The 23,875-nt window shown below is 45.1% G+C and carries 20 protein-coding genes; 15 read left to right on the top strand and 5 right to left on the bottom strand.

Going from position 1 to position 23,875, the window contains the following annotated elements; all coding sequences use genetic code 11:
- Positions 1-29: 29 nt before the first annotated feature.
- The gene (locus MED92_RS05690; protein WP_007020557.1) at positions 30-275 is read right to left on the bottom strand and encodes a TIGR02647 family protein; all 246 of its coding nucleotides are present in this window, start codon (positions 273-275) and stop codon (positions 30-32) included.
- Positions 276-393: 118 nt separating this feature from the next.
- Entirely contained in the window at positions 394-2,433 is a 2,040-nt protein-coding gene (gene metG, locus MED92_RS05685) for a methionine--tRNA ligase (RefSeq protein WP_007020556.1), read from the bottom strand.
- 274 nt (positions 2,434-2,707) lie between these two features.
- Here metG and MED92_RS05680 point away from each other — a divergent pair, with 274 nt between their 5' ends.
- From MED92_RS05680 to MED92_RS05635, 10 genes are all read left to right on the top strand, one after another.
- Positions 2,708-3,946, top strand: coding sequence for an HDOD domain-containing protein (locus tag MED92_RS05680; RefSeq protein WP_007020555.1), 1,239 nt, complete (start codon positions 2,708-2,710; stop codon positions 3,944-3,946).
- A gap of 211 nt (positions 3,947-4,157) precedes the next feature.
- The gene (locus MED92_RS05675; protein WP_007020554.1) at positions 4,158-5,417 is read left to right on the top strand and encodes an HDOD domain-containing protein; all 1,260 of its coding nucleotides are present in this window, start codon (positions 4,158-4,160) and stop codon (positions 5,415-5,417) included.
- Positions 5,418-5,502: 85 nt separating this feature from the next.
- Positions 5,503-6,591 (top strand): tRNA (uridine(54)-C5)-methyltransferase TrmA, encoded by a 1,089-nt coding sequence (gene trmA / locus MED92_RS05670; protein WP_007020553.1) that lies wholly within the window; start codon positions 5,503-5,505, stop codon positions 6,589-6,591.
- 171 nt (positions 6,592-6,762) lie between these two features.
- The gene (locus MED92_RS05665) at positions 6,763-10,218 is read left to right on the top strand and encodes an acyl-[ACP]--phospholipid O-acyltransferase (protein ID WP_007020552.1); all 3,456 of its coding nucleotides are present in this window, start codon (positions 6,763-6,765) and stop codon (positions 10,216-10,218) included.
- A 135-nt stretch (positions 10,219-10,353) separates the two neighbouring features.
- Positions 10,354-11,448 (top strand): iron-sulfur cluster carrier protein ApbC, encoded by a 1,095-nt coding sequence (gene apbC / locus MED92_RS05660; RefSeq protein ID WP_007020551.1) that lies wholly within the window; start codon positions 10,354-10,356, stop codon positions 11,446-11,448.
- Positions 11,449-11,587: 139 nt separating this feature from the next.
- Positions 11,588-12,790 carry a GGDEF domain-containing protein gene (locus MED92_RS18435; protein WP_154715144.1) on the top strand — a complete coding sequence of 401 codons (1,203 nt, stop codon included), beginning with the start codon at positions 11,588-11,590 and terminating at the stop codon, positions 12,788-12,790.
- Between the two features lie 116 nt (positions 12,791-12,906).
- A complete protein-coding gene (locus MED92_RS05650; RefSeq protein WP_007020549.1) occupies positions 12,907-13,086 on the top strand; it encodes a hypothetical protein in 180 nt (59 codons plus the stop codon).
- Between the two features lie 132 nt (positions 13,087-13,218).
- A complete protein-coding gene (gene dcd / locus MED92_RS05645) occupies positions 13,219-13,785 on the top strand; it encodes a dCTP deaminase (protein WP_007020548.1) in 567 nt (188 codons plus the stop codon).
- Positions 13,786-13,813: 28 nt separating this feature from the next.
- Entirely contained in the window at positions 13,814-14,458 is a 645-nt protein-coding gene (locus MED92_RS05640) for a hypothetical protein (RefSeq protein ID WP_007020547.1), read from the top strand.
- Between the two features lie 236 nt (positions 14,459-14,694).
- Positions 14,695-15,501 (top strand): hypothetical protein, encoded by an 807-nt coding sequence (locus MED92_RS05635; RefSeq protein ID WP_007020545.1) that lies wholly within the window; start codon positions 14,695-14,697, stop codon positions 15,499-15,501.
- Here MED92_RS05635 and MED92_RS05630 read toward each other — a convergent pair.
- A complete protein-coding gene (locus tag MED92_RS05630; protein WP_007020544.1) occupies positions 15,498-15,797 on the bottom strand; it encodes a hypothetical protein in 300 nt (99 codons plus the stop codon). The two genes, MED92_RS05635 and MED92_RS05630, sit on opposite strands and share 4 nt — an antisense overlap.
- A 106-nt stretch (positions 15,798-15,903) precedes the next feature.
- On the opposite strand from MED92_RS05630, the gene MED92_RS05625 reads away from it, so the two are divergent.
- The 4 genes from MED92_RS05625 to MED92_RS05610 all read left to right on the top strand — a co-directional run bounded on the left by MED92_RS05625 (position 15,904) and on the right by MED92_RS05610 (position 19,404).
- Positions 15,904-17,340: a sensor histidine kinase gene (locus MED92_RS05625; protein WP_007020543.1), complete on the top strand. Its 1,437-nt coding sequence runs from the start codon at positions 15,904-15,906 to the stop codon at positions 17,338-17,340.
- On the top strand, positions 17,337-17,972 hold the full coding sequence (locus MED92_RS05620; protein WP_007020542.1) for a response regulator transcription factor: 636 nt from the start codon (positions 17,337-17,339) through the stop codon (positions 17,970-17,972). The genes MED92_RS05625 and MED92_RS05620 overlap by 4 nt, the downstream gene beginning before the upstream one ends.
- Before the next feature lie 70 nt (positions 17,973-18,042).
- Positions 18,043-18,735: a DUF3313 family protein gene (locus tag MED92_RS05615; RefSeq protein ID WP_007020541.1), complete on the top strand. Its 693-nt coding sequence runs from the start codon at positions 18,043-18,045 to the stop codon at positions 18,733-18,735.
- A 210-nt stretch (positions 18,736-18,945) separates the two neighbouring features.
- Positions 18,946-19,404: a DUF6515 family protein gene (locus MED92_RS05610; protein WP_007020540.1), complete on the top strand. Its 459-nt coding sequence runs from the start codon at positions 18,946-18,948 to the stop codon at positions 19,402-19,404.
- A 26-nt stretch (positions 19,405-19,430) separates the two neighbouring features.
- Here the strand turns inward: MED92_RS05610 and MED92_RS05605 are convergent, their stop codons facing one another.
- A complete protein-coding gene (locus MED92_RS05605) occupies positions 19,431-21,452 on the bottom strand; it encodes an HD domain-containing phosphohydrolase (RefSeq protein ID WP_007020539.1) in 2,022 nt (673 codons plus the stop codon).
- Positions 21,453-21,503: 51 nt separating this feature from the next.
- A complete protein-coding gene (locus tag MED92_RS18430; RefSeq protein WP_162010854.1) occupies positions 21,504-22,127 on the bottom strand; it encodes a transglutaminase-like cysteine peptidase in 624 nt (207 codons plus the stop codon).
- 299 nt (positions 22,128-22,426) lie between these two features.
- Between MED92_RS18430 and MED92_RS05595 the strand changes: the two genes are divergently transcribed.
- Positions 22,427-23,797, top strand: a complete 1,371-nt coding sequence (locus MED92_RS05595; RefSeq protein ID WP_007020537.1) for a hypothetical protein — start codon at positions 22,427-22,429, stop codon at positions 23,795-23,797.
- Positions 23,798-23,875 lie beyond the last annotated feature (78 nt).

Raw genomic sequence — 23,875 nt, 5'->3', positions numbered from 1 at the left:
AGGGCCATAAGGCCCTTTAATTTTGCCTGTTATAAACGGCTTTCTGTTGTGAGTATCGTTAGCAGGGTTTGGCTGCTTTCTGCAGCATCATGGCCCAATGGGGTCAGGTACCCGCCGTCTTTCTGGGTGATAAGGCCTTTATCGAATAAACGCTCGGTGGCTGAAATTAACTCGGGTTTTGCTGAAGAATGCACTTTGATTCCTTCCTGAGTGGTACTCAGATTGAAGAGATTAAGTACGTTCAGTTCCTGCATAATATGGTCGTTAAAAGGCATTGGGCCTCCTTACCTGCTAGCTGCATGAAGTGTCAGAGCACATGCACAGAATAGCCAGCTTTGCAGGTGAAGGTAAAGAGGAAATTAAAAAGGGCAGCTTTCGCTGCCCTTTTTACTGTTACTTGATGCGCATGCCGGGTTGGGCGCCTTCATCAGGGTTAAGGATCCATAGATCCTTGCCTCCAGGTCCTGCAGCCAGAACCATGCCTTCAGAAACACCAAACTTCATCTTGCGTGGTGCAAGGTTAGCAACCATTACAGTGAGTTTGCCTTCCAGATCTTCAGGGTTGTAGGCTGACTTAATACCAGCAAACACATTGCGAGTTTCCCCACCAAGGTCCAGCGTCAGCTGAAGTAGTTTGTCTGCACCTTTGACATGCTCTGCCTTAGCAATTAAGGCAACGCGTAGATCCACTTTGGCAAAATCTGGGAACTCGATAGTTTCAGCAACAGGCTCATCCTGAAGCGGTCCGGGAGCAGGTGATGGCGCAGCTGCCGCTGCCGCAGCCGCTAGGGCTTCTTTGGTTTCTTCGATGATAGCGTTGATCTTATCTTCTTCAACACGCTGCATCAGTGGTTTGAACTTATTAATTTTATGGCTTAGTAAAGGTTGCTGAATGCTGTTCCAGGCAAGATCGTCTACAGCCAGGAATGCTTGCGCATCTTCAGCTACTTTCGGCAGCACCGGCGCCAGGTAAGTCAGAATGACTCTGAACAGGTTGATGCCCATAGTGCAGCAGTCCTGAACTTCCTGTTCTTTGCCTTCCTGTTTTGCCAAAACCCATGGTTCTGCAGCATCAATGTATTGATTTGCTTTGTCTGCGATCGCCATGATTTCACGCATCGCTTTACCGTATTCGCGGTTTTCATAAGCTGAAGCGATACTTTCGCCAGCAGCGACTGCCTCGGTATACAGTTCAGGTTCTACAAGCTGGCTAGCGAGTTCACCGTCAAACTTTTTCTTAATGAAGCCTGCACAGCGGGAAGCAATGTTAATTACTTTATTGACCAGATCCGCATTAACTCGCATGCGGAAATCTTCCAGATTTAAGTCGATATCATCGATGCCTGAGCTTAGTTTAGCCGCAAAGTAGTAGCGCAGATATTCAGGGCGGAGATGATTCAGGTATGTTTCCGCCATGATGAAAGTGCCACGGGATTTCGACATTTTCTGCCCATCAACTGTCAGAAAACCGTGACAGAACACTCCGTTCGGTTTGCGGAAACCTGCACCTTCAAGCATGGCAGGCCAGAAGAGAGTGTGGAAGTAAGCGATATCTTTGCCGATGAAGTGGTAGAGCTCTGCATTGGAAGATTCTGACCAATACTCATCGAAGTTTGCGCCATTTTTATCACACCAGTTTTTAAAGCTGGCCATATAGCCAATAGGCGCATCCAGCCATACATAGAAATATTTGCCAGGCGCATCAGGAATTTCAAAGCCCCAATATGGAGCATCACGAGAGATATCCCAGTTCTGCAGACCTGCTTCAAACCATTCGTTAAGCTTATGGATCATCTGTTCTTGCACATGATTATCAACCCAGTTGCGCAAGAAGCCTTCAAAATCACCCAGTTTAAAGAAGTAGTGTTCAGACTCTTTTTCGATAGGCTTGGCGCCTGAAACGGCAGAGTAGGCGTTTTTCAATTCAACAGGGCTATAGGTCGCGCCACATTTTTCACAAGAATCGCCATATTGGTCAGGCTCGCCGCATTTAGGGCATTCACCTTTAACAAAACGATCTGGGAGAAACATCTCTTTCTCAGGGTCATAAGCCTGAGTGATCGTCTTCTTCGCAATATGCCCACCATCTCGTAACGCAGTGTAGATAAGCGATGCAAAATGCTGGTTTTCTTCTGAATGAGTTGAGTAATAGTTATCAAATCCCACCATAAAGCCGGAAAAGTCACGCTGATGCTCCTGGCTGACCTTGTCGATAAGCTCTTGAGGAGATATGCCCATCTGGTCAGCTTTCAGCATGATAGGTGTGCCATGGGCATCATCTGCACATACGTAGGTGCACTGATGACCGCGCTGTTTCTGGAAACGAACCCAGATATCCGTTTGGATATACTCAACCAAATGCCCCAAATGAATAGGGCCGTTAGCGTATGGAAGTGCGCTGGTGACTAAAATCTTGCGTGTGCTGTCAGTCATGGTCTGCCTGATAACCTGAAATCATGAAATTAAGAGGCCAAATTCTACGCTGTTTGTTCGTTTTTATGAACCTTTTTGCCGATGTAATCTGTTATGGAATTCTGCGTTTAAGCTTGACTATCTCTAATAAAAAATCCACTTGTACGCTGTTATTGCTGAATAGTTTTCATACAGCGGTTTAATTTCTGGACATAAGTAGGATGTAAGTCTAGATATTTAATGATTAGAGTTAGAAAACTGATCATGGATTGATAAGAACCTATAGGTATTGCATATGGATGCACGTGTTTCCCCCGCGGTTTCAAATAATCAGGCGGTGATTTGTCAGATTTGTCCACAGTCAACGAAGCTGGGGCAAGCTGTTGCTGAGATTACTGACTGGCATACTACGGCTGTCACTCAACTGGATGAGTTGCCTGGTGTTCTTTCTGCTACAGATGCCAATGTACTTGTCTTTCCACTCGGAGATAATCCTACCCATTCTCTGGATCTTCTGCAGAAAGTTGTGGAGCAGCATCCTGGTACAGTAAGGGTGGTGTTGTCAGGTCCGCTTACGCCATTACAGACAGCGAGGGCTTCTGAACTTGCACATCACTCATTGCCGCTGGATTGCACTCCTCAGGAACTATTAGACGATATTTATAATAGCCTTCATGTTCATGGGCTAATAAACAAACCGGTCATTCGGGATTATGTGACTTCGTTAAAAAAGTTGCCTGTGTTACCCGATGTTTATGAACGCCTTAACAGTTGCTTGAATTCTGATCGGACTAATGCCCGAGAGATCGCAAAAATTATCGAGCAGGATCCGGTCGTTGCCGCCAAAATAATGCAGTTAGTTAACTCAGCTTATTTTGGGCTGAGTCGTGAGATTAGCCGGATACAGGAAGCTGTTACTATTCTGGGTGTTAGGATGATCAGAGATCTGGTGCTTTCTTCGCACCTCTTCGAGTCGTATCCGCAGACAGATGATTGGAAGAGTTTCTCTTTTAAACAAATTCATCAACGTTCGATGGCTGTAGCAAAGGCAGCTCAACATATTGCTCGTGCGGCTAAAGCTGACAGACATGTTCAGGCCCAGGCTTTTCTCGCTGGATTATTGCATGACTTTGGGGTTTTGGTTTTGGCAAGTCATAATCCTTCTGAGTATCACAGAGTGATTAGTAAAGCAGGTCTAATGGAGCAACCTGTGTATGCGATTGAAAAGCTTGAGCTGGGAGTCACCCATGCCGAAGCGGGAGCTTACCTATTAGCTCTATGGAATTTGCCACCTCGGGTGATTGAAGCAGTTTTATTTCATCACTTCCCTAAAGCAAACAATTCATCCGGTTTTACGCCTCTTACTGCAGTGCATGTTGCTGATGCATTGCTGCCGGCAGCTACCAGTGTTGTAGGTTGTGATATGTCCAGTCGTTTGAGTGTGTCTTATCTTGAGCAAATTGGTATGGATAAAGAGTTAGCTCGCTGGCAGTTAATCACCGCTGATTACCAGAATCAGGTTGGATTCGTGTAAGTCATCATATCGGTTTTTTCTAATGCTTTTGCAAGCCCCGTATTAACGGGGCTTTTTGTTTTCTGGGGTTTTTATTGGCGTTTTAATTTTCTGTCTTGTTCTTTGCTATATAGGCTTTTGATTAAATGTGTTGTTTGAAATTGTATGTTGTTTTGTTTTAATATGTGCTTTTGATTAGTCGTTCAATAAAGAAGTAGAGTCGTTGTTATCCATGATTAGCATATCCACAGAGCAGGGGGTTGCTCTGTATTTGCAAAAGGAGAATGCAGAAGCAAGTAGTTACCTACCCGTTCTTGAAAGTCTGCTAAGCAGGCCTGTTAGTGTCTGCCATGATTGGGAAACCGTTCATAAAGCTGCAGAACAGCAGACCATCTCAATGCTAGTGTTTGATTTGGGCATTGAGCCTTCGGTGTCTGAATTGGAAAAGTTGAAGCGCTTTACTGAGCTTCAGCCTGATGCTATTCGGATCGGTGCGTATAAGCCCCATAGCGTTTTTAATCGTGCTTCCTACGGAAACTACTGCCACCGCCTTCTTACTAATAATGGTGATGGGGTCGACCTTCAAATCGCTTTACAAGAAGCTTCAAGAGCAAGGCGTGTTCTTAGTCAGGATAAACTTTGCAGCTTTGTTGCTGATATTCCTTCACTTCCTGCGTTTCCTGTCATATCGGGCCATATAGCGAATAGTCTTTCAGATCCAGGTACGAATGCTCGAAAATTAGTACAATTACTTGATAAAGAGCCGCATTCCTCCAGTGAACTGATTGAGCAGGTGAGTAATGCATGCTTTATCCTGCAAAATAACGTTAGTCACTTGCTTGATGCGATAAATATCATAGGTGTTCGTCAGAGCCACTCTATGATCCTGGCGAATCAGGTTTTTGATCAGCTTCCCCAGAATAGTCATTGGAGTAGTTTTGCGTTTGAGCACATTCGCGAACGATCTTTATTGGTGGCGGGCTTAGCGCAGGAGATTTGCAAATCCGTTAAAGCTCCGGCAGAAATAGCGGATCAGGCATTTCTGGCGTCATTACTTCAAGATTTAGGTATGCTGATTTTTGCTGGCAATTTCCCTGAAAACTATCAACGAGTTATGCAGGAAGCCAGTGATCTGAAACAGCCTCTTTATGCTGTAGAAAAGCTCCGTATGCGAGTAAGTCACACTGAAGTTACGGCGCATCTGTTGTCACAGTGGAAATTGCCACCTGCCGCTGTAGAGGCTGTTCTTTTCCATCACTTCCCCACATCCAGCAAGAGTGATGAGTTCTCTGCATTGACGGCTTTACATATTGCGGATGCGATTCTGCCTAATGTCACTAACGTTCTCGGATGTCAGATTTCCAGTCGTTTGAATATGGATTATCTAAAGCGTCTCGGCTTGGATCATATGGTTAATCAATGGCAAAAAATTGCTTCGGGTTACAAAACTTCGCATCCAGGTTGTGGCGGAGTTGTTTGTAGTTTTGCCTGAAGGTTGTTCCTTGCTAAAATGCGCGCCTTTCCCCAGCGCGCTTTTTTTTACGGGCTGGCTTCGCAATTTTCATATCGAGGCATAAATGTCGATCTCTGTTGTTGAACCAGAAAACTACGAATCTCAATTAGTTGAGAAAAAAACGAAAACTGCACAGCAGTTTGCCGAATTTGATCTTCCTGAGATAGAAGTTTTTGAATCCCCGCGAAGCCATTATCGTATGCGCTGCGAGTTTCGTGTTTGGCACGATGAAGACGATCTTTATTACGTCATGTTCGAGAAGGGTAACAAGCATGCCCGAATTCGTATTGACCACTGTCCTATGGTTTCTGAGCGAATTCATAATGTCATGTTCGAACTGCTTGAAGCGATCAAACCGAGTGAAGTATTACGTCGTAAACTCTTCCAGATCGATTTTCTGAGTACTTTAAGCGGCGAGTTGCTGGTGACATTGCTTTACCATCGCCCAATTGATGAAGTCTGGGCTGAAGAAGCCAGAGTATTGAAAGAGAAGTTCAATATTCAACTGATAGGCCGCTCCAGAAAAACGAAGATCCTTCTGGATCAGGATTTTGTGGTTGAAACCCTGAATGTGAAGGGCGGTGAATTTCATTATAAGCAGGTCGAAAATAGCTTCTCTCAACCCAATGCTGAAGTCTGTCAGCACATGATTAACTGGGCGATAGATGCAACAGAAGGCGCAGGCGGGGATATGGTTGAACTCTATTGTGGCAATGGAAACTTTACTCTGCCGCTCGCGCAAAACTTCCGTCGGGTGGTAGCAACAGAAATCTCAAAAACTTCAGTACGTGCAGCACAATACAATATTGAGGTTAATGGTGTTGAGAATGTTGATGTGGTGCGCATTAGTTCCGAAGAGTTCTCTCAGGTGCTCAGTGGTGCTGTAGAAAAGCGCAGGACTAAAGATCTGGGGTTGAAAGAGTGTAATTTTACAACAGTTCTGGTTGATCCGCCGCGCTCAGGTTTGGACGATGATACGGTTAAGCAGGTACAGAACTACGACAATATTCTTTACATCTCTTGTAATCCTGAGACCCTGAAAACCAATCTGGAAGAGATTACCAAAACACATAAACTGGAACGTTTTGCTATTTTTGACCAATTTCCCTATACCGATCATTTAGAGTCAGGTGTGTTTCTGACAAGAAAATGAGCCAGAAGTATTAAATACTGATACTTTTTTTAAAGAAAGCCGGATTTGCTCCGGCTTTTTTTATGCTTCTGTTTTAACGAGCCAAGCGAATTAGCTTTGGGCATTGATTATTTTCTTGATACCGGTGTTGTGATCGCCTTAGCATGAGGCGGAGGCTGGTTGGAGCGGGATATGAAAGACCTTTTAAGAATTAATGGATTTATTGCCTTTATCTGTGTTGCTTTTATCAACGCGTTTGTCGATCTAGGGCATAAAATAATAATTCAGAACACCCTGTTTAAGTCCTTTGATGGCGACACTCAGATTGTTCTTACAGCGATAGTGAACGGCTTGATTCTTCTCCCTTTCATTATGCTATTCACACCTTCAGGTTTCTTAGCCGATAAATACCCCAAAGATAAAGTCATGCGTGTCTCCGCCTGGGGGGCAGTAGCCATCACGCTGGCGATTACCCTCTGCTATTACCTGGGTTGGTTTGTGGCTGCTTTTGCGATGACATTTATCTTAGCTATTCAGAGCGCATTCTACTCGCCCGCTAAATATGGCTATATCAAAGAGCTCGTAGGCGCTAACAATCTGAGTGAAGGTAATGGTTGGGTACAGGCCGTTACCATGATTGCTATTCTGGCGGGCATTGTGGTCTTTTCATTGTTGTTTGAGACTAGACTGGCCGGTTTAGAAGGGTTATCCCCTGAAGTCGTTTTAGAGCAGGTTGCACCACTGGGCTGGATTCTGGTGGCAGGTGCTTTGCTTGAACTTTTCCTGGCTTATCGATTACCTCAGTTGCAGGAAAAATCAGCGGCAGTATTGGATAGAAAAGCTTACCTGAAAGGCAAGATCTTGAAGCAGAATCTTGCACTTTTACGTGGTAAACGACCTATTTGGCTCTCGATAATTGGGCTTTCTATCTTCTGGTCGATCAGCCAGGTAATGCTGGCAGTCTTTCCCGCCTTTGCTGAAGAGCATATGGGGCAGGGAAATACGTTTGTTATTCAAGGTGTGATGGCGCTAGCAGGGATCGGCATCATGATTGGTTCATTTCTGGCGGGGCGTTTTTCTAAACACTACATCAACGTAGGATTAATTCCGGTGGGGGCGGCTGGCGTTGCTATCGGATTGGTTTTACTTCCTCAGCTTGAAACAATGGCTCTGCAGTCCGGCATCTTTCTGATGATTGGTCTGTTTGGGGCGTTAATGTGTGTTCCTTTAAACGCCCTGATTCAATTCCATGCGACAGAAGATGAAACCGGCAAGGTTTTAGCCGGTAGCAACTTTATTCAGAATTTGATGATGCTGGGCTTCCTCGGTTTGACGGTGGCTTTCGCTGCGATGGGGATCGATGGTATTTGGTTATTAGCTCTTCTGGCTATTGTCGGTATAGCGGGCGCAGTTTTTGCCATTGTTACATTACCCCAAGCGTTTATCCGTTTGTTAGTGATGGTGTTATTCCGCCGGAAGTATAATCTTCAGGTTCTGGGTTTTGAGAACCTGCCGGAAGACGGAAAAGGAACCTTGTTACTGGGTAATCATATTAGTTGGCTGGATTGGGCCATGATTCAGATGGGATCCCCTCGACACATCCATTTTGTGATGGAAAGAAGTATCTATGAGCGTTGGTATCTGCGTTGGTTCCTGGATATTTTCAAAGTTATCCCAATCTCTAAGGGGAATAGTCGTCAGGCGCTGGAAAAGGTCAGGGACCTCATTAACGAAGGTCAGGTTGTATGCCTTTTCCCTGAGGGTGCGATCAGTCATTTAGGCCAGTTGAGCGAGTTCAAAAAGGGCTTCGAACGTGCCTGTGTGGATGCGAAGGGGGTGATTTTGCCTTTCTACCTGCGCGGTTTATGGGGGAGTCGTTTTTCCCGATCAACCGATAAAATGAAAACTATTCGTCGTTCAGGTAGCAAGCGTGATGTGGTAGTCGCGTTTGGTAAGCCAATGCCAATATCAAGCAATGCGGCAGAGGTGAAAAAGAAAGTTTTCGAGCTTTCAATTCACACCTGGGATCAATACACCGCAACCATGGAAACCATTCCCGAAGCGTTTATCAGTAGCATGAAGCAGGCTCGCTCTGGGTATGCTATCGCAGATGTTGATGGTGGTCCTTTGAGCCATAATCGTTTATTAACCGCCTGTGCGTTGTTCAAAAAGCATATTGCACGTTCTCCTGGTAAGAATATTGGCCTTTTAGTTCCGACATCCAGTGCGGGGGCGATTGCAAATATTGCTTCGCTGATGGCCGGTAAAACAGTGGTAAATATGAACTTCACCGCTTCAATTGAATCCGTTCATTCGGCATTGGAGCAATCGGATGTTCAGACTATTGTCACAGCGCATAAGTTTGTGAAAAAGCTTAAAGCGCGAGGAATTGATGTAAGTGAGCTGTTCGCAGGCAGAACTGTTTTGTTCATGGAAGATATCAAGGCCAGTATTGGGAAAGCTGAGGCGTTATCAACACTATTGATGGTCTCCGTACTGCCTGAGTTTTTATTAAAGAGGTTGTTGCTAAGCGCTTCGGACCTTGAAGATACGGCGGCTATTCTTTTCTCCTCAGGGAGCGAAGGCGCGCCAAAAGGCGTGATGTTGAGTCATCGTAATGTCATGGCTAATTTGAAGCAGACAGCTGATGTACTGAATGTCAGAGATGATGATTGCATTATGGCGACCTTACCTTTGTTTCATGCCTTTGGCTTAACAGTGACTTGCTTTATGCCATTGATTGAGGGAATGCCTGTCGTTTGTCATCCTGACCCGACAGATGCACCAAAAATAGGTAAGGGAGTTTCACGTTACAAAGCCACTCTGATGTGTGCAACATCGACCTTCATGCGTCTGTACGCAAAGAATAAACGATTGCATCCGTTAATGTTCGAGTCCCTGCGAGCAGTCGTGGCGGGTGCGGAAAAGCTTGATCCAAATGTAAGGGAAGATTTCGAACAAAAATTCCATGTTCAGGTTGTTGAGGGTTATGGTTCTACGGAAACAACACCGGTAGCAAGTACTAACCTACCGGATTCACTGGATACCGATTGGTGGACTATCCAGATCGGAAATAAGCCGGGTACAGTTGGCATGGCACTTCCGGGTTCAACATTCAGGATTGTAGACCCCGATTCCCTGGAAGAGCTACCCGTAGGTGAAGATGGTCTGATACTGATTGGTGGTACACAGATTATGCAGGGATATCTGAATAACCCTGAGAAAACAGCTGATGTTGTTGTAGAGATGGAGGGTATCCGTTGGTATAAAAGTGGTGATAAGGGCCATCTTGATGAAGATGGCTTCCTAACCATCGTTGATCGTTACAGCAGATTCGCCAAACTGGGTGGTGAGATGGTCAGTCTTACAGCGGTTGAAAGCAAAGTGCGAGAAAGCCTTGGCAATTCAGAAATTCCGCTTGTCGCAGTCAACCTGCCAGATGCAAAAAAAGGTGAGAAAATTGTACTTCTATTAGAGGCTGAGCTGGAACCTGATGAGGTGCGTCAGATTCTTCTTGAGTCTGAAATGCAGCCTCTGAGTATTCCATCTGAGGTTTATATGGTCAGTCAGGTACCTGTTTTGGGTAGTGGTAAAACTGACTTCTGCAGTGCAAGGGCAATGGCAGAAGGTTTGTCGGTTGTCGCTTGATGGGGGTAGAAAGTAGGATATTTACATTCTGGACAAAACTGTGAATGATCCGCATAATTCCTAGTAAATTGGTTGGTTATTTATTCGGAGGGCTGGTGAGATGATTGTTGCCCTTCCTGTTAAACGGAGCTGAGAGTGAGCGAATTAAGAACAAATGTTGAGTCCGTTCTGGGTCAAATAGAGATTCCATTTCGTGAACAGGATCTTTTGACAGCTGGGGCAATTAATAGCCTCAGTTGCGAAGGTGGAGAGATCCTGGTTGGAATTGAACTGGACTTCCCTTCAGCAGGTGTAGCGAAAGCCTTAGAAAAAAGCATTCAGGACAAACTGGCCGAACTTAGTGGTGTTAACAGTTGCAAGGTCAGCATCTCCCATAGTGTAAAGGCGAGCCAAGGGCAACAGAGTATTCCGTTGATGGCGGGCGTGAAGAATGTCATTGCTATCGCTTCTGGTAAGGGTGGTGTTGGTAAGTCCACAACGACAGTGAATCTGGCATTGGCCATGGCTGCGGAAGGTGCAAAGGTTGGTATTCTGGACGCGGATATCTATGGGCCGAGTCAGGGGATGATGCTGGGTGTTGATGAGGGTGTAAGGCCTCAGCCCTATGATGAAAAGTCATTCAGCCCGATTGAAGCGCATGGACTGCAGTCTATGTCTATGAGCTATCTGGTCGAAGAAAATACCGCGATGGTATGGCGTGGTCCTATGGCTGCTGGTGCTTTGCAGCAATTGTTAACGCAAACGCGCTGGCATGATCTGGACTATCTGTTTATCGATATGCCGCCAGGAACAGGTGATATTCAACTGACACTGTCTCAAAAAGTGCCTGTTTCCGGTGCTGTTATTGTTACAACGCCTCAGGATATAGCGTTACTTGATGCTAAGAAGGGGATCGAAATGTTCCGTAAAGTGGATATTCCGGTGCTGGGTGTTGTTGAAAATATGAGCACGCATACCTGCAGTAACTGTGGTCACACTGAAGCTATCTTTGGTGATGGTGGTGGTAAGGAAATAGCAGAGCTTTATGAAACAGAGTTACTGGGTAAGCTGCCTTTGGCACTTTCTATTCGCCAGCAGGCAGATTCAGGAAAACCGAGCGTTGCCGCAGAGCCTGAAGGTGAGTATGCCCAGATTTATCGTGAGGTAGCAAGAACGTTGGCGGTGCGCCTTGCGTCTAAAAATGCGAAGGCAGATTCTGTAATCCCGTCGATTGTCGTTGCTGACGATTAATAAGTATGAAGGGGGAGGAGACTCTCCCTTGTTCTCCAAAGTTCGTTTTTTTATCCCTTTATTACTAAGCTTTAGGAATATTCAGCGGTGGTGAGTATCTATACCGATCCCAATATCTCTGATTGATATAGGAGCGTCTGTGAGCTTAAGACAGTCCGTTGCTCGTTACCAGAGAGTGCTAATCTCGATAATTGTTATGGCGGTAGTCACCGGCCTTTCAACAGCGGTCTCATTTACTGTCCTCTATCAGGCTGCTTTTAGCAGTCGTCAGATAGACCTGATCGAAATGGTCAACGTTAAAGCGGGCCTGATCAATGCCGTAGGTCGCTTTGATGCTCAGTTTAGCCAGGCTGATCACCCGGAAGGGTCATTTGCTGCGACATTGAGTCAGGTAAAAGATGCAAACCTACAGCAGCAAGGCTTTGGAAAAACCGGTGAATTTGTTATAGGTCGCTCCGCTGGAAATCATGTTCTTTTCAAACTTCCATCCCGCCATCTGGGCAATCAGATCCCTGACCCTATCGATATTCAGTCAGCGATTGCCACACCTATGCTCCTGGGTCTGCAAGGCAAACAAGGGGCCATGATTGCTCGAGATTTTCGCGGTGAGGAAGTATTAGCCGCTTTTCTGCCTTTAGAGGAGGAGGGCTACGCGATTATTGCCAAGATCGATATGAGTGAACTTAGGCAGCCCTTTTATAAGGCTGCTGCCATCAGCTTTATTGTTGCGATGGGGTTGATTACCTTTGCAGTTATTGTGCTTCACCGAGTGAACAGCCCGCTTATTTTCAGGCTTGAAGCATTGGTTAAGGCGCGAACGAGAGAGTTAGATGAGGCAAACAGTGAACTCCTGTATTTATCCCAGCATGATAGCCTCACGGGGATAGGCAACCGGTCTTGGTTTTTGCAACAGTTAAGGCATGCTCGTGTTGGTGAGGAAGGTTCAATCGCACTTTTGATGATCGATCTGGACGGCTTTAAACCGATAAATGATCGCTACGGTCATCCTACCGGAGATACGGTTCTGGCTCAGATAGGTCAGAGATTGAAACTTGTTGTAAGGGCTTGTGATGGAGTTGCCCGGATAGGTGGTGATGAGTTTGCTGTGATTCTTAGAGACCTTGCGAGGCTTGATGAAGCTGTAAATATTACTGAAGGCATCATTGATGCAATCAAGCAGCCTATAGAGGTGTCGGCGTCTTGCCATGTCAGTGTGGGGTGTAGTATCGGGATCGCCTTTGACCACACCTCAGAAGAGAGTGATGCGGCGCTGATTACGCGGGCTGATACGGCTATGTATGATGCTAAGCGTCAAGTTGGCGTGGAGTTCACTGTGGGCTGAGTTTTGATGGAGATCAAAAAATATACAGTTTAATTATTTCTTCATAAAAAACAGGCTACACTTAGATTTCAACTGTTCAAAAAACGACCTATAAAAATAAACAGAGGGATGTTGTTATGGACTACAGAGCGACCGCAAATATCAAGATGATGAAGGCCAAGCCGGCTACCCCTTCCCGGCAAGAGATGGCACAGGAACTCCGCCGTCAGGCGAATGCGCTTCGTGATGAAGGTAAAACAGCCGCTGAATTTTGGTTAGCGGAACAGTATGAAAAGACGGCAAACCTGTTGAATTAAGCCTTATTTTTCAGGAATTGCAGTTAAGTGGCCTCAGATGAGGTCATTTTTTTTGTCTGTATATTTTGTCGTAGAAGGGAGAAAACTGTACAATACCCGCCTTGAAAATTTACTCTGATGGAAAGGGCCGGTATGGGCATTAAAGCAGATAGCTGGATTCGCCGAATGGCGCAGGAAAAAGAGATGATTTCACCTTTTGAGCCGGGTCAGGTTCGTGAGGTAGATGGTTCTCGCATTGTATCTTATGGTACTTCCAGTTATGGCTATGATGTTCGCTGTGCTAATGAATTTAAAGTATTTACAAATATAAATTCCTCAATCGTGGATCCTAAGGATTTTGATGAGGGAAGCTTTGTGGATATCCAATCAGATGTTTGTATTATCCCACCAAACTCTTTTGCGCTTGCGCGAACAGTCGAGTACTTCAAAATCCCGCGCGATGTTCTGACTATCTGCCTGGGTAAAAGTACCTACGCGCGTTGTGGCATTATCGTGAATGTGACTCCCCTGGAGCCTGAGTGGGAAGGTCATGTGACACTCGAGTTTTCGAATACCACGCCATTGCCAGCAAAAATCTATGCTAATGAAGGTGTTGCTCAGATGTTATTCCTGCAAGGGGATGAAGTGTGCGAAACATCTTACAAAGATCGTAATGGTAAATATCAGGGCCAGACAGGCGTTGTGGTTCCGCGTACCTAATTTGTTGGCAGTAGATTACTAAGCACTAATGATTCTTGACCGAAAACAAATCAGTTCCTTCTGGGAGCAACTGCAGGATACGATTGAGCAGTTACTTTCCAGTCGTAGTGATGACCGATTTGAAGCTGAACCGCTTCTCAAAAAATACCGTGAAGAGTTGCAGAAGATTGATCGCAACCTGACCTTTCATTTTCAAAGCGATGATGAAAAGCAGGATTCTATCGAAATGGTATTTGGTTGTGACGGCTTTCCAGAATCAATTCATTCCGTATTGAGCCTCATTGGTGCAGCTCCTGAACTATCAGGTATCGAGTTTAAAGCGTTTAATAACCGTTACGACCCGGTTCCGTTATCTGTAAACATCGGTGAGGAATTCTCCGAAATACACGATTTCTGGGTAAGGCTGGTGGTTGTTGAAAAGAAACTTCACCTAGAAGTTTATCTGGAAGATGCTCCCAAAGTTCTTGATATGGATCCTCGTGTTGAAGCCGTCATGATCTATCTGGATGCGCTGATTGGTGAGTATGAGATTATGACTCGAATCTGGGCATTGGAATGGTTTGATCTGCCCGTATCACCGGAAGACTATGGGCTGATACGCCTAGTCGATCTCAGAGAGTATTTCGATAAAATCAAAGAAGATGTTAAGCCGATCGGCTTAACCTTGCATTAAATATGAGAAGCTGGCCGACTACCCAAACGGCCAGCGACATCGATCTTAATTATCAGATAGTATGTATACGCTGCCTTCCTCATCATCTTGAGGAGCAGGTGTTTCTTTATTTTGGTTCAACATTTTTCCCCTTCCTTGATTTTTTAGTTGCTTCCTTAGTAACAATCGACCATTGTCTTAGTAACCTTAGTTTATTTTTTGCCATTTGACACAGTATTCAGTGGATAGGACGTTTTATGAGTGGATTGCTGACAGCTTTGCTTGAGGATATTCGTGTAGAGTATGTAGCTCGAATGCAGGCAAACGGTTGTACGGAGCCTTATGTTACAGCCGAGCGTTTATGCCATGAAAAATTGTTTCTAGAAACGGATAAACTCGCAGAAATAATTGAGCAGGATCCAACGCTTTTAGCAGCGCGGGCTGGAGATCTGATCATGAACCGTCAGGAGAGTGAGAACCCTTCTGTTGGGGTGATTATCTGCAGTAATATTTTGGCTGCGGCGCTAGAGGGATTACTGGCTGTTGCTGTTGAGCGAGAATGGCTTGAAGTCGATGAAGATGGCAGCGTTTTGGTTGATGAGGAAGAGCTCTCCCTTGATACCCAGTATTCAATAGATGTTGATTACAGTACTTCGGATACAGCCAAACGGAATATTGCTTTAGGCGGAACAAGCCAGATGTCGCAAATCTTTGCAGCCGCGGAATCTGCTTTTATCGATGCTTTACAAGAAAACACTCGCGAAAAAGATGCTTATCAGTTGGCATTGGATATTTCGTCCGATTTCTCGGTATTTGCACCTGAGGATATCTCACCTTTGATCGCAGAAAATCCACTGCTACTGGGCCTGCGACCTGAGGACTTGATAGATGAAGATCTCTTTGAGGGTGATCCACCTGCAGGTTTGATTATTAGTGCCCATTTAACCCGCATGATGCTCCATCAGATGCTGGAGCTTGGCGTAGAGCATGGAGCACTGGCGCTGGATAGTAGCGGACATATTGTTGTTCCTGACGATCCAGAAGATCCGCCAACGCTGCATTAAACCCTAAGGTCGAGTATACGTGGTGGCTGCTTCATTCTGCGAATAATCTCGCGTTTATTGTCGAAGTGATAGCTTTTTAGTTCTGGCTCAGTGTGCTTATCGTTGTATAGTGCCATAGCGCTTGCTAGGGCTATCTGATACCCGTCGCTCCGTTCTTTTACATGTATTTGGCTAAACTCCTCCTTGAAATTCGTTCCTTCCTTTTGCTTTTGATAAACACTTGCTGACGATTGAGTATATAAAGGTTTACCGGGATAGACAGGTGTTACCTGCTGGGTAGACAATGCTACTTTCATGACAAAGCTCCAATGGTCAGATATTAGCAATTGATATTAGGATTGCTGGGTCAGTTGGAAAATATGCAGATACCCATACAGGGTTGGTTTCAGGAAGGTTGGGATTGTGGAAAAGGGTTTAGAAACAGGTTTTTTCCAATACAAGCTAGGGCGTAAGCTGGTATGGCGAATTGTCCTGTTTAGCTCACTCGTTACGCTTATTCTGACAGCTATTCAATTTACCTTTGAATTTCGTCAACTCACCAAAAAGCTGGATCAGGTTCCTCAATTTATTGAAACAACTATGTCGCCTGGGATTGCTGAAGCCATTTGGCAGAATGATAAACAGCAGCTGCATAAACTACTGCAAGGTATCGACCAGCTTGAATTTGTTGATGCAAACAAGCTTCATCTGGCAGATGGGGAGCGGCTTGAATATATCGCTAATGAGTCTTCTTATTCACGATCCTACGTTATCAATATCGGACGCGGTAATGAGCAATTAGGAACCATGGAACTGGTAGTGAGTATTGATGCAGTCTTCAAGCATATGCTCGGGCAGCTCTACATTATTCTGCTAAAAAATGGCCTCAAAACAGCCTTTGTGGTTTGTTTTATCTTTATCCTTTTTCGTAGTTTGGTAGGGCAACACGTGCTGCGAATGATTAACTTTATGAAGGATAAGGATCACGCTGATAATAGTCCATCTCCGGTTCTGCAGCTGAATCGATCCGAGGGTGAAAAACAGGATGAGCTAGATGAACTGGCAGATTCTTTCAACCAGTTATTTGCTCGCATCGAAGATGAAAACAGCGCAAAACTTGATGCCATAAACAAACGTCAGGAAGCTGAGCAGCAGATCGTTCATTTAGAGCGTATTGGTACTATGGGGCAACTTGCTACTGGGTTGGCACATGAGTTGAATCAACCACTGGCCGGGATAATGGGGTACTCAGATATCGCTTTGCGCCTGGGCAAGCAGGGGCATGTTGACCCTCAATTACTTGAATGCCTAACAAAGATCGGAGATGAGGCGGAGCGCTCGGCAAAGATCATCCAGCGCACCCGATCTTTTGTCCGGCGGGAATCGCTCCCTGATGAGATCATTGATCTATCCAGCGTCGTGAAAGAGGGGATTGAGATAATGTCGCATCGGGCACTTCAAGCTGGTGTGAAGATTGAGTTCACAGAGCAGGATAGTGCTGAAGTCAAAATGAGCCGCGTTCAGATGCAGCAGGTGCTTGTTAATCTGATTAATAATGCGGTAGAAGTTTTAGAAGGAAGATCCGGAGCGAGAATCGATCTACGACAGTATATTGAAGGCGAATATATCTGCCTTTCAGTAAAAGATAATGGCCCGGGGTTAGCTAAGAGCATTGAGAATCAGTTGTTCGAACCTTTCCAAACGACCAAGCCCAATGGGTTGGGGATCGGTCTTGTGATATGCCGAAATCTGGTTGAAGCCGCAAAAGGTACGCTTGTAGCAATCAACCATCCCGACCAAGGAATGGAGTTTATAATTCAAATACCGGTAGTCATAAAAAAGGACGGTGAGCAGGAATGAAAGCAGAGCAGCATAAAGGAACTGTGTTTGTAGTAGATGATGATTCGACTCTCAGGGATATGATCCGCATGATGGCGGAATCTGATGGGTATTGTGTTCGTGACTTTGCAGATGCTGAGGAATTCCTCAATGAGTTTGATGCGGAACAACCCGGATGTTTGATTCTTGATATACGGATGCCTGGAATGAGCGGCTTGGCCCTGCAGGATGAACTGATAAAAAGACAGGCTTTGCTGCCTATTATTTTTATCACAGGTCATGGCGATGTAGAGATGGCGGTAGAGTGCATCCAAAAAGGCGCTTTGGATTTTCTTGAAAAGCCATTTCGTGAAGCGAAGCTGCTGGAGAAAATAGAGCAAGGAATATTGAGCGATCAGCAATCTCGGCAGGAGTTATCTGAGCAGAATGAGGTAAAAGCGCGTTTATCGTCTCTGACAGACAGGGAAACTGAAATCATGCACATGATAGCGCAGGGCTGTGCAAACAAAGTTATTGCTATCGATCTGGGAATAGCCCAAGGCACCGTTGAGATACACCGCTCTCGTGTGATGCATAAGCTAGGTGTAAGGAGTGTGGCCCAGTTGATGCGACTGTTATTAGTGGCTGGTGAACTTCGTAGCGAAAGCTCGTAGGGGTTTGTCGCTATTTCAGATACCAGTTTCATCTTTTAAAGTGCAGGGCTTCTGTTTAGGAGTAAACACTATGCGTTTCTGTATTCGTTTTTTGTTTCTGTCGGTTATGTTTTTCCAGCTCGCAGCCTGTTCTTCGCAAAGCCCGAAACCATTAGAGGGTCAGGCACTGTATACCGATCATCCCTGGGTGGAGAATGCACGGATCTGGGTAAAACCAGGATTTTCTGTCGATCAGTTAGCGAGGTACTCTGCAATTGATGTCGAGTCTGTCGAAGTTGACCGGGTTGAAGGAGAATATGCCAATGTGACACCGGCTGAACTGAAGATGATTCAAACTTTTTTCCCCGCTATGCTTCAGCAGGTGTTAACACCTCAAACAAACTCGAAAAAAGAGCCTCTTCAGGGAAAGAAAATTAAGTTAAAAGTGATTTTGCTTGAAGCCTCAAGAGCGGAACCTGAAAAAAGTGCGCTGGATTATATACCGTTCCGATTAGTTATGGATTTGGGTAAAGATGCATACAATAGTTATGCAGGGCTCGAGGAAACTGTGTTTAAAGCGGCCTTTAGGCTCAATGGCTATGATGCTAACACTGATGAGCTCCTTTTTTCTTTAGAGGAACGAATGAGTGGTGAGCCTTATACATCCGAGGCGGGATCAAAAGAGTTTGTAGAGATTCAGAGATTGCTTGAGTCATGGGCTGAGAGATTGCATGTTAATTACGAGAAAGCGCTCAGACAAGCGCGTATGGTGGAAGAGCGGTAAGTTTTTTTACTTTAGAAAAAGTCGATAGGGATCCCGCATTAGCGGGATTTTTTTATGGTCCTAATAAATATGTGTCTAGGTAACCTGCGAATAAGTCTGGGACTTGTTCGCAGGTTACCTGCCGGTATAGGCATAATCCTATATATCCCGCAGGCCATGTACTGGTTACGCTTTATCTAACGATGAATGGTTAGAAAACGGAGATCTGTCATGGATATCAAACGCACTTTAGTTTTAGCTTCCCTAGCGATGGCTTTTACCCTTGCTCTGCCTGTAGTTGATGCAGGAACAGATACGATCAATCTGGGCAGCTCCGCTCAGGCAGATTGGGATGATAATGATGAAGCGCGTCGTACAGCGCGTAGGACCGCTAGGCGGGTTGAACGCCGTCATGATGCAATGGACTCGGCTAAACCCGTAACAGTGTTGCCTGCTGGTTGTTATACTCAGGTGATTTCAGGAATTGCTTATCAGAATTGTAATGGCGTGCTTTATCAGCAGATGCCGGGCCAGCCCCAGTATGTGATAGTTCAACCGGCAGGCATTGTTCATAGTTTACCTACGGGGTGTATTTCAAAAGTGGTAGGGAGCGCCACATTTTTTGAATGTGGCGTTCAGGTTTACAAGTCAGTCGTTATGAACGGTGCGACTGTATATCAGCTCCAGTGAGACTTGTACAAATCTATAACTGGATCTCAGTCGAGATCCAGTTTGTTTTCAACGACATGGAACAAAGAAGCGATAACCTGGCGATCATATTTGCTATCACTTGATTGCAGCAGTTGATCCAGAGCCACCTCCACGGGAAGGCTATCTCGATACGCTCGAGGGCTGATCATCGCGACAAAGTCATTTACTGCGGTCAGAATCCTTGCGTGGATCTGGATCTGATCAGCAACGATGCCTTTACGCCCTGAACCATCCAAATATTCATTTTTGTAAATGATGGTTTCAAGCACAGGGCCTTCAAAGTCAATATCCTTGAGAATTTCATGAGCATAGTTAGCTTCATTTTGAACAATCTGACGCTCTTCATCAGTTAAAGACTCAGTTTTGGTGAGTAACTCTTTAGGAATTGAGAGTTTTCCTAAGTTACAAAGGTTTGCCGCAATTTCTACCGTTTCTATATCCTGTTCGGCTAACTCGAGTGCTTCGGCAACTGCTAATGCTACAGAAGCCGCTTTCTGCGAGTGATTGGCTGTATAGGGATCATGAAGGTCAATGGCATGCATCAGGGACTGCATAATCTGACGCAGGAGCTTGGTCTGCTGTTGTTGATGAGCTTCAAGAAGGGTGATGTCATGGAAATGCAGCATGACCGATTCTTTATAACCATAAAGCATGGGCGTGAGGCTAATCATGAAAGTCAGTTCCTGACCTTTCAGGCTCAATACTTTCTTCTCTGACATCTCAGTCTTATCGCGGAAGCATTGAGAAATGACGGGCTCCAGTTGCTCGGCATAATGGCTGCCCATCACCGCATTAATGCTTTTGCCTTTACTATCTTCGATGCTGGTTGATACTTTGTCCGCTAATGCCCGGTTTATGAAGGCAAGTTGCTGTTGCTCATCGATGATCATAACCATATCAGCGACATTGTTATTGATAGCATCTAATAGATGAGTTTTCTCTTCCAATTCATCTGTTGTGGAGCGAAGTTCTTCGTTGGACCTTTGAGCTCTGATTAGATTACCGTACCAACCAGCAGCGATAAGCATAGCAAGTAGTGCTACGGCACCAAGTACCAGAATGGTCTGTAATTCTTCCTGTTTCTTTAAACTTGGCCCGATTGCTTCGGATCGATCAACTTTTAGGATAAGTTTTAAGTCACTGTCTGCAATGTTTCTACTGATTGCAAGCGCTTCTACATTTCTGTAATCCAATGCTTCTATAAATGAGCCACTCTCTTTATAGCCTATTGCCGCAACGGTTTGGCTGTTGCTAGCGACGGTTTTACTTAAAGGTGAAGAGTTATCCTGGCGGAGGGTGCTCGCATAAGTAATGCCGCTTTCGGTTGCCTGAAGCAATGATGACTCTAATGATTGAAGGTCGACACTAAAGTTTTTGAGCAGAGTGAAAAGCTCTTTTTCAGCATTCTTTACCCCGATCAAAAAACCAATAATCTGATTATCAGCACCCAGATTGGATAATCCTTTGATCGGAGCGACAAAACCAATCTGCGGTACCTGATTGGCATTTAGCCAGATCTTACTCGTGGTGATACTTCCACTCTCTTTTGCCAACAAAACTGCACGCTCTAACTCAGGAGATGGCAATGTAGTACCGGCAGTACTGGCGATTTTGACCAGATGTTTGTCGTAGATACTGAGGGAGCTGTTGGCGATGACTTGTAAATTAGCATTGACTTGTGAGCGCTGTTTGTCTTGATATCCTTCTCGCTGCGCTGCTGCCACAATCAGGTTTCGTAGATAATCAATTTGCGCGACCTGCTCCCTCTCCTGGCCCGATTTTTCCGTGACCCGCTGCAGATAAAGTTGAACGGATCCGTTTGAGGAGATCTCTTTTAGAGGGGCTTTGTTGGTAAAGATCCAGCGAGAAACATTCAGGCTTTGATTATCCGCAAGAGCAGACAGTGTGGTTTGCCAATGTTGCAGGCTTTGCTCTTGTTGTTCCTCTCCGAAACGTTGAATGGAGACTAGGCATATTAAAAAAATCAGAGTGAGAACAATAAAACCTGTTGTAATGGCGCGTTTCATTAATTGTCCAGCCTGTGTGGTTGCTCGGTTATTTTGATCATAACAGCTATCTTAGAATACGGGCATGTGTAGCCACCAACGTTCCTCATTCACAGTATATAGCGGAACATAGTGTTTGATACTTCTGTGTGACAAAACTTGTCGGCTTTGGTTATCTAAAATAAGCTCATCTCCACCGAATTTCACCGCAAGCACCGCGTGCCCGATTCTGAGATTGGTATCCTGAAGCACAACAATTCGTAGTTCTTCGTTACTGAACCCTAGCAATCTTAATGAGAAAAACTTGGTAAGGGAGTAATCCTCGCAGTCGCCGCTCCGGGCTAAAAATTCTCTGACTACCGCCCAATAATCTTCCTGACCATAGTTATCAATATCGAGAATATAGGGTTGCTTGTTGGCAAAGTTATTAACCCTGATGACCTGTTCTCTTTTGGAAAGCCCTCTAATGCTATTAAGAAACTTATACCAGGGTTTCAGGTTGCATAGGCCTGACTGAGCGCATATCTCTTCCGGTGAATCCTCTCTAAGGTGTCTTTCCATGTAGCTAAGCCAGTCAGGAAGCTCATTTAATGAGCGCTGAGGGAGTTCTTCTGAACCAAAAAGACCGGCCTGTACGTGAGTCAGGGGTAAAAGCAAAGTCAGCAATAAAACTCTGATTAGCTTCTTTAACAGCATGAATGGGTCCATTTAGTGCACTCTATGAATAGCCTAAGCATATATGAGTTTTAAAAAAGTTAAAAAGTTAAAAAGTGAACGGGGATGATCAATGCGGTTTGGAGTAAAAGTAGGCGCTATATCTATTTTAAAGTGAGTATGACTGAAAGTATCTGGCTATCTGTTTGAGGTGAAAAAAAATCCTGCGTATTAGTGGTTGATAATTGAGTCATATTTGAGCAGCTGTCTATGCTTAAAATTAGTGTAACAGGAGATAAGGAAAGGAATACGTTAATGATGTGAAGCGCAGGAGGTGCGCCATGGACATTAAAAAAATAACCTTGGCTGCTGTAGTCTCATCTCTTATGTTTACTACGGTTCAAGCTGACCAGAATAACGAGAGTGAGAAGGATTCTGTTCACGAATGGGGCCCATGGGCGCTGCCTGTTTCGCCAGCAGCAGGTCCTGAAGTGAGTCCCGGGATACTGGCTTTTGCTGGAGGTACAGGGCCTGAGCATGTATTTCTAGATCCTGATATCAATATCCCTGAAACGGGCTGCGAGCCTGGCCAGCCTTGTGGGTATGCCAGTTTCTATCCATTTTCATATGATTCTGGAGACAGTGAACCAGAGGTATCGTTTGTTGGACCTGGAGGAGATCTTTTCGCCCAGTATGGCATACAGAGTCTAACCCCTGTTGCGGCAGGGTTTGCAGGACAAATTCTTAGGATTGATGGTGGTGAGGGGGTACGATTTATTGATGGGCCCGAAGGTCGTCATCGTGTTGTTCAGTTTGCAGTAACGCCTAACGGTGATCCGGGATTGTATATCGATATCTTGTCGATGCCTCTGGAGGAAAGAACCCATTTAGGCCCTTTTAATATCCACTATGAATATGATGATGGGTTATATCGACTAGATGCTCTCACTGATGCAACGTTTAGGTGTCTAGGAAACTGCAGGCGTGGCTACTACCGATTAGACCGGGGGCATTTACAAGGCTTTGTTGATGCAACAGATGGTCAGCTTCGCAGAGGGTATGATGGCCCTGAAGGAGCTGTATCACATGGGTTCTGGGCAACAGGTGCTTACAATCCTTCAGAAGAGTTTATTCAGGCATATTTAGGTAGTTATGTACTTGGTACTACCTCAACGCTTGATCAACTTAGTTCGTTAATTGGCGCTCTGGAGTATCGTAATGATTTCGCCGAGTTTGCTACCGATCTTACCGCAACTTACACAGGGCATACCGCTTTCGGGGCGAGGGTGATTCTTGATATCAACTTTTCTACAAGCACGTGGAGCGGCGAGTTCAACCGAGGTCGTGATGGAATGGTAATGGCCTATGCGAGTGAAAATGGCACTAGCTTAATGGGACAAGTGGGTTTTACTGTCGAAGGTGGTGTTATTGAAGGAATTAATCTGACAGCAAGTAGTTCAAATCTTGGGGCGACTGATTACGGTGCAGAAACATCGGTAACAGGTAACGTATCAGCGAGCTTCTTTGGGGCTGGCGCCGGTGAAGTTGCTGGTGTAGCTGACATAGTTAAAACTAAAATGGTTGTGCCTAATGGTATTGAAGAGCAACGGATTTATCCTGCGGGCTATCAGGATGCAACCCATGTCACTACTTTTAGCACAGAGCTAAGTGAAAAAGTAAAGATTCCTGAGATTCAGGTTGATGATATCTAGGTCAGTCCGAACCAGGGATTAAGACTAAAAGGCACTATTTTTTAGTGCCTTTTTTATTGTTTGAAATCTGTGCAGTAG

Source organism: Neptuniibacter caesariensis (assembly GCF_000153345.1).
GTDB classification, from domain to species: domain Bacteria; phylum Pseudomonadota; class Gammaproteobacteria; order Pseudomonadales; family Balneatricaceae; genus Neptuniibacter; species Neptuniibacter caesariensis.
The sequence above is the reverse complement of the archived record's forward strand: the minus strand, read 5'-3'. Positions and strand labels throughout refer to the sequence as shown.